The 12851-nt window shown below is 67.0% G+C and carries 9 protein-coding genes; 2 read left to right on the top strand and 7 right to left on the bottom strand.

What is annotated here, in order from left to right; all coding sequences use genetic code 11:
- Positions 1 to 2: 2 nt before the first annotated feature.
- The 6 genes from MKK84_RS15885 to coxB all read right to left on the bottom strand — a co-directional run bounded on the left by MKK84_RS15885 (position 3) and on the right by coxB (position 5488).
- The gene (locus tag MKK84_RS15885) at positions 3 to 863 is read right to left on the bottom strand and encodes a cytochrome c oxidase subunit 3 (protein ID WP_243921253.1); all 861 of its coding nucleotides are present in this window, start codon (positions 861 to 863) and stop codon (positions 3 to 5) included.
- 153 nt (positions 864 to 1016) lie between these two features.
- Positions 1017 to 1628 (bottom strand): cytochrome c oxidase assembly protein, encoded by a 612-nt coding sequence (locus MKK84_RS15880; RefSeq protein WP_243921251.1) that lies wholly within the window; start codon positions 1626 to 1628, stop codon positions 1017 to 1019.
- An 11-nt stretch (positions 1629 to 1639) separates the two neighbouring features.
- Positions 1640 to 1804, bottom strand: a complete 165-nt coding sequence (locus tag MKK84_RS15875; RefSeq protein WP_243921249.1) for a hypothetical protein — start codon at positions 1802 to 1804, stop codon at positions 1640 to 1642.
- A gap of 5 nt (positions 1805 to 1809) precedes the next feature.
- Positions 1810 to 2760: a heme o synthase gene (locus MKK84_RS15870; RefSeq protein ID WP_243921247.1), complete on the bottom strand. Its 951-nt coding sequence runs from the start codon at positions 2758 to 2760 to the stop codon at positions 1810 to 1812.
- Positions 2761 to 2974: 214 nt separating this feature from the next.
- Complete coding sequence (gene ctaD / locus MKK84_RS15865) at positions 2975 to 4603, bottom strand: cytochrome c oxidase subunit I (RefSeq protein WP_243921245.1); 1629 nt, start codon at positions 4601 to 4603, stop codon at positions 2975 to 2977.
- Between the two features lie 45 nt (positions 4604 to 4648).
- The gene (gene coxB, locus MKK84_RS15860) at positions 4649 to 5488 is read right to left on the bottom strand and encodes a cytochrome c oxidase subunit II (protein WP_243921242.1); all 840 of its coding nucleotides are present in this window, start codon (positions 5486 to 5488) and stop codon (positions 4649 to 4651) included.
- A gap of 279 nt (positions 5489 to 5767) precedes the next feature.
- Between coxB and fdhD the strand changes: the two genes are divergently transcribed.
- Positions 5768 to 6625 (top strand): formate dehydrogenase accessory sulfurtransferase FdhD, encoded by an 858-nt coding sequence (fdhD, locus tag MKK84_RS15855; RefSeq protein ID WP_409566506.1) that lies wholly within the window; start codon positions 5768 to 5770, stop codon positions 6623 to 6625.
- Between the two features lie 4 nt (positions 6626 to 6629).
- On the opposite strand, the gene MKK84_RS15850 is transcribed toward fdhD, so the two are convergent.
- The gene (locus MKK84_RS15850; protein WP_243921240.1) at positions 6630 to 7451 is read right to left on the bottom strand and encodes a hypothetical protein; all 822 of its coding nucleotides are present in this window, start codon (positions 7449 to 7451) and stop codon (positions 6630 to 6632) included.
- A 586-nt stretch (positions 7452 to 8037) separates the two neighbouring features.
- Here MKK84_RS15850 and gltB point away from each other — a divergent pair.
- Positions 8038 to 12753 (top strand): glutamate synthase large subunit, encoded by a 4716-nt coding sequence (gltB, locus tag MKK84_RS15845; RefSeq protein ID WP_409566505.1) that lies wholly within the window; start codon positions 8038 to 8040, stop codon positions 12751 to 12753.
- Positions 12754 to 12851: the final 98 nt, after the last annotated feature.

Here is a 12851-nt window from a genome sequence, read left to right as displayed (position 1 = left end):
TCTCAGTGAGCGGCGCCGTGGAAGACGCCCGAGCCCCACACGTAGATCGCGGCGAAGAGGAACAGCCACACCACGTCGACGAAGTGCCAGTACCAGGCGGCGAACTCGAAACCGAGATGCTGGCGCGTCGTGAACTGGCCCGCATAGGCACGGAACAGGCAGACGGCGAGGAAGATCGTGCCGATGATCACGTGGGCGCCGTGGAAACCCGTCGCCATGAAGAAGGTCGACGAGTAGATGCTGCCCGAGAAGGCGAACTCGGCGTGGCTGTACTCGTAGGCCTGACATGCGGTGAACAGCACGCCCAGGATGATGGTCAACCACAGGCCGTACTTCAGGCCCTTGCGATCACCCTCGAGCAGCGCGTGGTGGGCCCAGGTCACGGTGGTGCCCGAAGTCAGCAGGATCAGGGTGTTGAGCAGCGGTAGGTGCCAGGGGTCGAACGCCTCGATCCCCTTCGGCGGCCAGACACCGCCGGTGAACTCCACGCGCGACACCTGGATCGGGTCGGCGGTGTAGAGCGCCGCTTCGAAGTAGGCCCAGAACCAAGCCACGAAGAACATCACCTCGGAGGCGATGAACATCATCATGCCGTAGCGGTGGTGAAGCTGGACGACCCGGGTGTGGTCGCCGGAATTCGCCTCGTGGGCCACGTCCTTCCACCACGAGTACATGGTGTAGAGGACGCCGATCGTGCCGGCACCGAAGATGTAGGGGCCCGGCGTCAGGGTGCCGATCTGCAGGCTCTTCATCCAGAAGACGGCGCCGAACGCCATCAGGAAGCCCGAGAAGGCGCCGATCAGCGGCCACGGACTCGGGCTCAGGATGTGAAAGTCGTGATTCTTGGCGTGCGCCTCGGCCATTATCCCGTCGCTCCTCACCCGCCGCCCTGCGCCGTTTTCGGCATCCGGCCTGACGCTGCTTGCTGTTTGCTCTTGGCCGGACGCGGCACAAACCACACCCAAGCTTGTCTGCACGTTTAGTCGGTGCGGACCAGTGTTGTCACGCGTCCGCGATCAGAATTCCCGCTTCGTCCCGGATGGGGCCGCGATGGCCGCCGCGGCGGTCACCGGCTCACCATTCTTGCTGGCGAAGTAGGTGTAGGACAGCGTCATCTCGCTGAGATGCGCAGTGTTCGAGTCGTCGCGCACCGCCGGATCGACGTAGAAGACCACCGGCACGTCGAGGGTCTCGCCCGGCTGCAGTGTCTGGGCGTTGAAGCAGAAGCAGGCGATCTTCACGAAGTAGCCGCCCATCAGGCCGGGCTGGACGTTGAAGGTCGCGACCCCGGTCGAAGGCTTCGTCCCGGTGTTCTGCACGCGAAAGAACACCGTTTTGGTTTCGCCGAGCTTGGCCTCGACGCTGTTCGTCTCGGCAGCAAACTTCCAGGGCAGACCCGGCGCGACGTTGGTGTCGAAATGGACCACCATGCTGTCGTCGGCCCGGGCCGCGGATGCCGCGAGCGCCGGACCCTGACGGGGCGTCCCGTCATAGCCGGTGGCCTTGCAGAAGGCGTCGTAGAGCGGGACGGACGCGAAGGCGAGGCCGATCATGCCAACCGCGAGGCCCGCGCAGGCCAGCGCCGTGCGGTTGGCGCCGCGGCTCGGGTTCTGATGCGGTGCGGCCATGACGAGTCCTCTCAGAGCGGCCGGCTGAGGATCTGCGGCCCGAGCTTGACGATCGTCAGCACGAAGAACAGCAGGACCCAGGCTCCGAGCGCCAGGGCGATCGCCACCGAGCGCTTCCGGCGGCGGGCTTCCTCCTCGGGGGTGAGCGGACGGTACTGGCCCTTCGGCTCTAGCATCGCGCTCAGCCCAGGACCGGCCGGAACAGGCCGAAGCTCTGCTCGGCCAGCAACGCGGAGAACAACGCGAAGAGATAGAGGATCGAGAAGCCGAACATGCCGAGGGCCGCACGCCGCTCCGCCTCACCCTCGCGATTGCGCAGCACGCGGACGCTGAAGGCGACCATGCCGAGACCGCCCACGAGACCGATCACGGCGTAGAGCAGGCCGCCGAAGCCCAGGGCGACGGGTGCGAGACTGAGGGGCGCCAGCAACAAGGAATACCCGACGATCTGGCGGCGGGTGGACGCGGGACCGGCCACGTTCGGCATCATCGGAATGCCGGCCTTGGCGTACTCGTCCGCCTTGATCAGGGCCAGCGCCCAGAAATGCGGCGGCGTCCAGATAAAGATGATGGCGAACAGGACCAGCGACTCGATCCCGACCGAACCGGACACCACGGCTTGGCCGATGACCGGGGGCAGGGCGCCCGCGGCGCCGCCGATCACGATGTTCTGCGCGGTCGCCCGCTTCAGCCACATCGAATAGACCACCGCGTAGAACACGATCGTGAAGGCGAGCAGGGCCGCAGCCAGAAGGTTGGCGGCGAGGCCCAGCACCAGCACCGAGGCGACCGACAGAAACAGCCCGAAGCCGAGGGCCTCCTCGGACGTAATGCGACCGGCCGGAATCGGCCGCGTGGCGGTGCGGCTCATCACGGCGTCGATGTCCGCATCCCACCACATGTTGAGACAGCCGGAGGCGCCGGCACCGACTGCAATGGCGAGCAGCGAGATCGCACCGATCGCCGGTTGCACGTGACCCTGCGACACGACCATGCCGACGAGGGCTGTGAAGATCACGAGGACCATCACCCGCGGCTTCAGAAGCGCGAAATAGTCCGGGACATCTCCGCCAGCCGTCGAAAGGGCTGGGGCCGGGCCGTCCCGTCCAATGGTGTTCGTCAGGCTCGTCATCGCGTCTGCCGCTGCTGTGCCGGCGCCCGGCCACGCGCGTCACGGCCGAGTCGAGTTTCGAATTCGACGTATTCCAAGGGGTTACGTGAGCGGGGCCCGGGATTTGTCCCACGGCCCATGCGGATCGCCCTCAACGCTCACCCTTGCCGGGAGGTCGGTGAACCGGCCTCCGGGGAAGGGCGAGGGCCGCATACGCGGCCCTCGCTTGTTTCTATCAGTGTGCGCCCGGCTCGTCGACGATGCGGGGCAGCGTCTCGAACTGGTGGAAGGGCGGCGGGGACGTGAGCGTCCACTCCAACGTGGTGGCGCCTTCGCCCCACGGATTGTCCGCGGCGCGCTCCTTCGAGCGGAAGGCCATGACCACGCCGATGACGAACACGAACATGCCGAGGCCGAAGATGTGGCCGCCGTAGGTCGAGACCTTATGCCAGCCCGCGAAGGCCTCCGGATAGTCGGCGTAGCGTCGCGGCATGCCGGCGAGGCCGAGGAAGTGCATCGGGAAGAACAGGACGTTCGCACCGATGAAGGCCAGCCAGAAGTGCAGCTTGCCAGCCCATTCCGGGATGATGCGGCCGGTCATCTTCGGGAACCAGTAGTAGACACCGGCGAAGATGACGAATACCGCGCCCAGGGACAGCACGTAGTGGAAGTGGGCGACCACGTAGTAGGTGTCGTGCAGGTACTTATCGACCGCCGAGTTGGCGAGCACGACGCCGGTGACTCCGCCGACCGTGAACAGGAAGATGAAGCCCACCGCCCAGTGCATCGCTGCGGTGAAGCGGATGGAGCCACCCCACATGGTGGCGATCCACGAGAAGATCTTCACGCCGGTCGGCACCGCGATCACCATGGTGGCGAACACGAAGTAGGACTGCGTCTGCAGCGACAGGCCGACCGTGTACATGTGGTGGGCCCACACGACGAAGCCGACCACGCCGATCGCCACCATGGCGTAGGCCATCGCGAGGTAGCCGAAGACGGGCTTGCGCGAGAAGGTGGCGATGATGTGGGAGACGATGCCGAAGGCCGGCAGGATCATGATGTAGACTTCGGGGTGACCGAAGAACCAGAACAGGTGCTGGTACAGGATCGGGTCACCGCCGCCGGCCGGATCGAAGAAGGTCGTGCCGAAGTTCCGATCGGTCAGCAGCATCGTGATGGCGCCCGCCAGAACCGGTAGCGAGAGCAGCAGCAGGAAGGCGGTGACCAGCTCGGCCCAGGCGAAGAGCGGCATCTTGTGCAGCGTCATGCCCGGGGCGCGCATGTTCAGGATGGTGGTGATGAAGTTGATCGCGCCGAGGATCGAGCCAGCGCCGGAGAGGTGCAGGGCGAAGATCGCGAAGTCGACGGCCGGGCCGGGATGGCCGGCGGTCGAAAGCGGCGGGTAGACGGTCCAGCCGGTGCCGGCGCCCGAGGCTCCCGGTGCACCCTCGACGAAGAGCGAGCACAGCAGCGAGCAGAAGCCCGCCACCGTCAGCCAGAACGAGATGTTGTTCATGCGCGGGAACGCCATATCGGGCGCACCGATCATGAGCGGCACGAACCAGTTGCCGAAGCCGCCGATCAGCGCCGGCATCACCATGAAGAACACCATGATGAGGCCGTGACCCGTGACGAACACGTTGTAGGTCGCCGGGTTCGAGAAGTACTGCAGTCCGGGCTGCTCCATCTCCATCCGGATGCCGAAGGAGAGGAAGGCGCCGATCATGCCGGCGCAGAAGGCGAAGAGCAGATAGAGGGTGCCGATGTCCTTGTGGTTCGTCGACAGGAACCACCGGGCAAAGAACGAGGGCTTGTGGTCGTGGACCTCGTGGGCCTCGGCATGGGCTGCGGCTGTAGCCATGGATTCGGGTGCCTTGTGAATCGGAAGGGTTCGGTCAGCCGGGGCTCAGCGCGCCTCGGCGAGGCTCGTGCCGTTATCGATGCGGGCGTATTTGGTCTTCGCCTCCGTCAGCCATTCGGCATAGGCCTGCTCGCTGACCACGCGGACGACGATCGGCATATAGGCGTGGCGCTGGCCGCAGAGCTCCGAGCACTGGCCGTGGAAGGTGCCTTCCTTGTCGGCCTTGAACCACATCTGGTTCAGGCGGCCGGGCACGGCGTCGATCTTGAAGCCGAAGGACGGCATCGCCCAGGAATGCAGGACGTCCGCGGCGGTGACCTGGATCTTCACGATCTTGCCGACCGGGACCACCATCTCGTTGTCGGTCTGCAGCAGGCGTGGCTGCTTGTCCTCGTCGATGTTGGCATCGAAGGTGAAGCCGCCGCCAGCCTCGGTCTGCGGGTACTCGTAGGACCAGTACCATGCGTGGCCGATGACCTTCACGATCATGTCGGCTTTCGGATCGGAGAGCTGCGTGCGCAGCAGGCGGAAGGACGGGATCGCCACAGCGACTAGGATCAGCACCGGAACGATCGTCCAGGCGACCTCGATGGCGGTGTTGTGGGTCGTACGCGAGGGTGTCGGGTTGCGCTTCTCGCCGAAGCGGAACACGCACCACAGGATCAAGCCCAGGACGAAGACCGAGATTGCAATCGACAACCAGTGGAGGCCGATCTCGAAGTTCAGGATGTCCCGGGCGTTCTCAGTGACCGGGATCTGCCGGCTCATCTCCCACGGGATCGGCTGGCCGAAGCCGCCGGCCTGAGCATGCGCTGTCGGGAAGAGCAGGGCGCCGAACGTGGCGAGGCTCCAGAGTGACCGGTTGATCGTCCGCACCGTCCGCATCTGCCTCTCGTGGCTCCCCTGGCTGCTGGGTCCCGCCGGCCCCCACTCGACTGAGAGTGAGATTGTGCCAACGTGACGGAGTGCCGGTTGTGTCACCCGGCATTATCCGACCGGGGCTTCAGACCACAAGGGCCGCCATGGCGCAACCGCACAAGCGTCGCATCGCGCGCTTTCCAGCGGTTTGCGAGGGTCCCACCTCGGTCGCGCGCAGGTTTGCCGCCGCACCATTGTGTCGCGAACGGTGATCGATACGTAGGAGACTCGCTATTGGAGCGCTGTATGTCGACCGACACCGGGACTCAACTCACCAGCCTGCCGCCCTGCTCGGTGAACGTCCCGATGCTGGTCGTTGCTTACACAGGCGATGCGACGCGGTCCGGCGACCGGGCTTTGTCCGGCAATCGGGCGCTCGCTGTCGAGACACCAGTCAACTTGGTGTACGGCAGCGTGCCGCACGCGGTCATGATGGCGACACCGTCCGATCTCGACGATTTCGCCTACGGCTTCAGTCTCACCGAAGGGATCGTGGAGAGTGCCGAAGAGATCCGCGGAACGCGGGTCGAGGCCGGGTCGGACGGCGTGCGGCTCCACATCGATCTGGCCCCGGGGCGGTTGCGCGAGCATCTCGCCCGCAAGCGCGCGATCAGTGGACGCACCGGATGCGGCGTTTGCGGCATCGAGGATCTGGCGGAGTTGCCGCGGGCGGAGATGCGGGCCGTTCCATCTCTGCAGATCCGGCTCCCGGCGATCGCCCGGGCGCTTGCGGGCCTCGACGCTGCACAGCGTCTCGGGGCGGAGACCCGGGCGGTCCATGCAGCCGCCTGGGCGGGTCTCGACGGTGAGCTGCTGGCCGTGCGGGAGGATGTCGGGCGCCACAACGCGCTGGACAAACTGATCGGCGCCCTGATGCGGGCCGGAACTCGGGCGGATCAAGGTTTTCTGGTGATCACCAGCCGCTGCTCGTTCGAGATGGTCGAGAAGGCCGCGCGTCTCGGTGCGGCCGTGATCGTGGCGATCTCGGCGCCGACGTCCCTGGCGCTCGAACGGGCCCGGGTACACGGGATCACGCTCTGCGCCATCGCGCGCGCCGACACGGTGACGGTGTTCACCGGGGCGGAACGGCTCGTAACGGCATAGGACGTTACTGAGCCGCCGGCTCCTTCTCGGATGGGCCGGGAACGATGGTTGCGCCACCGATCACCCGGACGGGCTTCTTCTCGGTCGGCGGATCCTTCCAGTCCTTGGCGACCGGCTTGGCCGCCTCCGCCACGGTGGGGGCGGCGGGCTTGGCCGCGTCGTCCGGCCGCGGTGCAGGAGTGGCGGACGGTGCCCGGTCGATCGCCGCCGACTTGGTCTCGGGTGCCGGTTCGACCTTCGGTTCGGCCTTGGACGCCTCGGCCGGAGCGATCTTGGGGGCCGGCGCCTCGGGCGAGGTCCGATTCGTGGCACGCAGCTCGGGATTCCGTGCCGGTGCGGTGCGCGCAAGCTTGCGCCGCGTCGGGCTTTGGCCGGCGCTGTCGGGATTGAGGCCGTCGGGGTTGCCTTCGGGCCGCGCCGTCGTGCGTCGATCGAGGCGCAGGGCCGGAGCATCCGCTCCCGGCACGGCACGTAGCGCTCGCCGGGGTCCGGCATCCTCCTCGGTCCAGCCGAAACCGGGGGCGGGCCGCTCCAGCCGCGCATACGCGTCGGGTGCACCGAGGCGCTGGCGCCCGACGATCCCGCCCGATCCCGGATCCACGAACAGCCGTATCGGCATGCCCGCCGGGCTCACGGCCTCGACCACATAGACGCGCCCATTGAAGCGCGGACGGCTCAGGCCGGTGAAACCCTGGTCGGCGAGGCGCCACGCCACCACCCGCGGGGGCACGACCTCTTCCTCGAAGGCGAACTGGGCGCTGGCCCCGTCGCAGAGGCCCAGCAGCGCGCCGCCGCACAGGAGTGTGGCGCAGAGCGCCCGGCTCATCGTGGTCCGAAGGCGCGCGGACGTCCTGTTCGTTATTGTCACTCTGGTGCGTTCCCGTGCTGGAGACCCGGCAGAGTATCCGGTTCCGGCATGGTCCGGGCCGGTAGGACCCGGACCTCGACCATGCCGGCAGGGTCGTTGCCCCGCATGCCGCTTGTGCTCGGCACCTGGGGTAGACAACCCGATTCGGGCGAGATTGCGGAAGCTGGACGCGACTCTTCGCCAGGCGACCGAATGCCCGTTGGAGGGCTCGGCGTCAGTCACTTGCTGAAAGCATTTCAATCTGGCAATTTCGCGACATAGGACAGCACAACTGTCCCATTGGCCGTGCACCGGCCGTCGCCGTCTCGCGTGCGGGCGAGACATTCCGGCAGACGGATACGGGCGCGCCAGCGCACCGCTCCCCGAGCGGTCCGGGTCCTCGATGAACGCAAGCCGAAGGACGTGTCCCTGCGGACCGGCCGGACGGCCTGCGGCATGTGGTCGGAGTGGCTGGCGCCAACGGCACGCGGGCACGAAACATGCTCGCAGGTTCATGAGCGGGCGCTCATGGGCGGACGGTGTCGAGGGAAGGACGAATCGAAGCATGTCACAGCGCAGGCCCGCCGACGCGTTTGCCGCTTCCACGCTCCAGGCTGCCGCCCCGCGCGGTGGCACGATGCCGCTCATCGTGCGCGATCCCGCGCTGCCGAAAGCTCAGGGCGCCTACGATCCGGCCCACGAGCGCGACGCCTGCGGCGTCGGCTTCATCGCCGACATGCACGATCGCCGCACGCACGCGATCGTCCAGCAGGGTCTGAACATCCTCGAGAACCTCGATCACCGGGGTGCTGTCGGTGCCGACCCGAAGATGGGCGACGGTTGCGGCATCCTCACGCAGATCCCGCACGGCTTCTTTTCCGACGAATGCTCGCGCCTCGGCTTCGAGCTGCCGCCGGCCGGCGCCTACGCGATCGGTCAGTTCTTCATGCCCAAGGCCGAGGAGCCGCGGGCGATCATTCAGGAGATCGTCGAATCGGTCCTCGCGTCCGAAGGCCTGCCGCTGCTCGGCTGGCGCGACGTGCCGGTCGATCCGGAGGATCTCGGCGTCGCCGTGAAGGCCACCGAGCCCCATCACCGGCAGGTCTTCATCGGCCGGCCCGCCTCAGTGACCGATCAGGACGCGTTCGAGCGCCGGGTCTACGTCGCGCGCAAGGGGATCTCCAACAGGGTCTACGCCCTCGACGATCCGCGGGTGAAGGAGTTCTACCCCGTTTCGGTCTCCACCCGGACCATCGTCTACAAGGGCATGGTGCTGGTCACGCAGCTCGGCGGCTACTTCCTCGACTTGAAGGACGAGCGCTTCGTCTCGGCCATCGCGCTCGTGCACCAACGCTTCGCCACCAACACGTTCCCGACCTGGCGGCTGTCGCACCCCTACCGGATGGTCGCCCATAACGGCGAGATCAATACGCTGCGCGGCAACGTCAACTGGATGGCGGCCCGTCAGGCGAGTGTCGATTCCGATCTGTTCGGCAACGACATCTCGAAGCTTTGGCCGATCTCGTACGAGGGCCAGTCCGACACCGCCTGCTTCGACAACGCCCTCGAGTTCCTCGTGCAGGGCGGCTACCCGCTCGCCCACGCGATGATGATGCTGATTCCGGAGGCCTGGGCCGGCAATCCGCTGATGAGCGAGGAGCGGCGCGCCTTCTACGAGTACCACGCCGCACTGATGGAGCCGTGGGACGGCCCGGCGGCCGTGGCGTTCACCGACGGGCGTCAGATCGGCGCGACGCTGGACCGCAACGGCCTGCGCCCGGCCCGCTACATCGTCACCGATGACGGGCTGGTGGTACTCGCCTCGGAAATGGGCACCCTGCCGATCCCGGACGAGAAGATCGTGCAGTCGTGGCGCCTCCAGCCGGGCCGGATGCTGCTGATCGACCTCCAGAAGGGCCGCATCGTCTCCGACGAAGAGATCAAGGGCGAGCTCGCCGCGGCGCATCCCTATGCCGACTGGGTGAAGAACACCCAGATCGTTCTGGAGGATCTACGCCCGGTGCAGCCGCGCGAGTCGCGTGGCGACGTGAACCTGCTCGATCGCCAGCAGGCCTTCGGCTACACCCAGGAAGATCTCAAGCTGCTGATGCAGCCCATGGCCGTCACAGGTCAGGAGGCGGTCGGCTCGATGGGCACGGATACGCCGCTCTCGGCGCTCTCCGAGAAGTCCAAGCTGCTCTACACCTACTTCAAGCAGAACTTCGCGCAGGTCACCAACCCGCCGATCGATCCGATCCGCGAGGAGGCCGTGATGAGCCTCGTCTCGTTTATCGGGCCGCGGCCGAACCTGCTCGACATGGAGGGCGCGTCCCGGCGCAAGCGCTTGGAGGTCCGCCAGCCGATCCTCACAAACGGCGACCTGGAGAAGATCCGCTCGATCGGCCATTTCGAGGACCGGTTCGACACCAAGACTCTGGACGTGACCTACCCGGCCGAGATGGGCGCGCAGGCCATGGACGGTGCCCTCGATCGGCTCTGCGACCGGGCCGAGGCGGCGGTGCGTGGCGGCTACAACATCATCGTGCTCACCGACCGGGCGGTGGGGCCGGACCGGATCCCGATCCCGGCCCTGCTCGCGACGGCATCCGTGCACAACTACCTCATCCGCAAGGGACTGCGGACCTCGGTCGGCCTCGTGGTCGAATCGGGCGAGCCGCGCGAGGTGCATCACTTCGCGTGCCTGGCGGGCTACGGCGCCGAGGCGATCAACCCGTACCTCGCCTTCGAGACGCTGCTCGATATGAAGGACGAGTTCCCGCCAGATCTCGCCGACGACGAGATCATCTATCGCTACATCAAGGCGATCGATAAGGGCCTGCTGAAGGTGATGTCCAAGATGGGCATCTCGACCTACCAATCCTATTGCGGCGCGCAGATCTTCGACGCGATCGGCCTGAACTCGACCTTCGTGGGACGGGACTTCTTCGGCACGGCGACGACCATTGAGGGCGTTGGCATGGCCGAGGTGGCCGAGGAGACGGTCCGCCGTCACCGCGATGCCTTCGGCGACGCGCCGGTCTATCGCAACGCCCTGGATGTCGGTGGCGAGTACGCTTACCGCCTGCGCGGCGAGGCCCACACCTGGACGCCCGACACGGTGGCGACGCTGCAGCACGCGGTGCGCCTCAACGTGCCGGAGCGCTACCGGGAATACGCGCAGCTGGTGAACCGGCAGGAGAACCAGCTCAAGACCCTGCGCGGGCTGTTCCGCCTCAAGTCGGCCTCCGAGATCGGCCGCGAGCCGGTCCCACTCGAATCGGTCGAACCGGCCTCCGAGATCGTGAAGCGCTTCGCCACCGGCGCCATGTCGTACGGCTCCATCTCCAAGGAGGCGCACGAGACGCTGGCCATTGCGCTGAACTCCTTCGGCGGCCGCTCGAATTCCGGTGAGGGCGGCGAGGAGGTCGAGCGGTTCAAGCCGTTGCCGGACGGGCGCTCGCGCCGGTCGGCGATCAAGCAGGTGGCCTCCGGCCGGTTCGGCGTCACGACGGAATACCTCGTCAATTCCGACATGATGCAGATCAAGGTCGCGCAGGGTGCCAAGCCCGGCGAGGGCGGCCAGCTGCCCGGCCACAAGGTCGACGCCAAGATCGCCAAGGTCCGCTACGCCACCCCGGGCGTCGGCCTGATCTCGCCGCCGCCGCACCACGACATCTACTCGATCGAGGATCTGGCCCAGCTGATCTTCGACCTGAAGAACGTGAACCCGTCGGCGGACGTGTCGGTGAAGCTCGTCTCCGAGGTCGGCGTCGGCACCGTGGCGGCCGGCGTCGCCAAGGCGCGGGCCGACCACATCACGATCTCTGGGTACGATGGCGGCACCGGCGCGGCACCGCTGACCTCGCTCAAGCACGCCGGCGGTCCGTGGGAGACCGGGCTGGCTGAGACCCAGCAGACGCTGGTGCTCAACGGTCTGCGCGGGCGCGTCGCCCTCCAGGCGGATGGCGGCATCCGCACCGGGCGGGATGTGATCATCGCGGCGCTCCTCGGCGCCGATCAGATGGGCTTCTCGACCGCGCCGCTGATCGCGGCCGGCTGCATCATGATGCGCAAGTGCCACCTGAATACCTGCCCGGTCGGCGTCGCCACCCAGGATCCGGTGCTGCGCAAGCGCTTCAAGGGTACGCCCGAGCACGTGGTCAATTACTTCTTCTTTGTGGCCGAGGAGGTGCGGGAGATCCTGGCGTCGCTCGGCTTCACCAAGCTCGAAGAGGCGGTCGGCCGCTCCGACCTGCTCGATAAGGTCGAGGCCATTGCCCACTGGAAGGCGCGCGGGCTGGACTTCACCAAGCTGTTCCACCGGCCGAAGGTCGCCGAGGGCACGGCAATCCGCCATGTCGAGAAGCAGTATCACCCGGTCGACACCGTCCTCGACCGGCGCCTGATCGCGGGGGCTCAAGCTGCCATCGAGACCGGCGAGCCGGTGGTCCTCACCGACACGATCCGCAACTCGGACCGGGCCGCTGGGGCGATGCTATCCGGCATGGTCGCCAAGGCGCACGGCCACGAGGGCCTGCCGGACGACACCATCGTGGTGAAGCTCACCGGCACCGCTGGCCAGAGTTTCGGCGCCTGGGTGGCTGCCGGTGTGACCATCGAGCTGACCGGCCACGGCAACGACTATGTCGGCAAGGGTCTGTCGGGCGGCAAGCTGATCATCCGGCCGAGCGACGCGCTGCGCTCGCCTGCCGACCGGACCATCATGGTCGGCAACACGGTGCTGTACGGAGCTGTCGCGGGCGAGTGTTACATCCGTGGTTCGGCGGGCGAGCGCTTCGCGGTGCGTAACTCCGGCGCGATCACGGTGGTCGAGGGCATGGGCGACCATGGCTGCGAGTACATGACCGGCGGCGTGGTCGTGTCGATCGGCGAGACCGGGCGCAACTTCGCGGCCGGCATGTCGGGTGGCATCGCCTACGTGCTCGACGAGGACGGCTCGTTCTCGGCGCGCTGCAACCTGTCCATGGTCGATCTGGAACCCGTCGAGGAGGAGGACGACCTCATGCGTCGCTTCCACCAGGATGGCGACCTGGAGACCAAGGGGCGGGTCGATATCCTGGCGGACATGTCGGGCCACGACGAGGAGCGGCTGACGCAGCTCATCAAGAACCATCTCAAATATACGGGCAGCCCGCGCGCCAAGGCGATCCTGGACGATTGGTCGAGCTATCGCACCAAGTTCGTGAAGGTGATGCCGGTGGAGTATCGCCGGGCGCTCCGCGAGATGGAGATGGCACGGATGCCGGTGGCGGCGGAGTAGCCGCCGCTTTAGACCGGGTGGTTCGCCACCCGGTCCCGCACACAAAAGACGCGACGACGCGGGCAGCGCAGTCAGAGACTGGCCGGCCCAGGGGCGGA

It is taken from the genome of Methylobacterium sp. E-065 (assembly GCF_022829605.1).
Taxonomy (GTDB): Bacteria; Pseudomonadota; Alphaproteobacteria; order Rhizobiales; family Beijerinckiaceae; genus Methylobacterium.
This window is presented reverse-complemented; position numbering and strand designations above follow the sequence as displayed.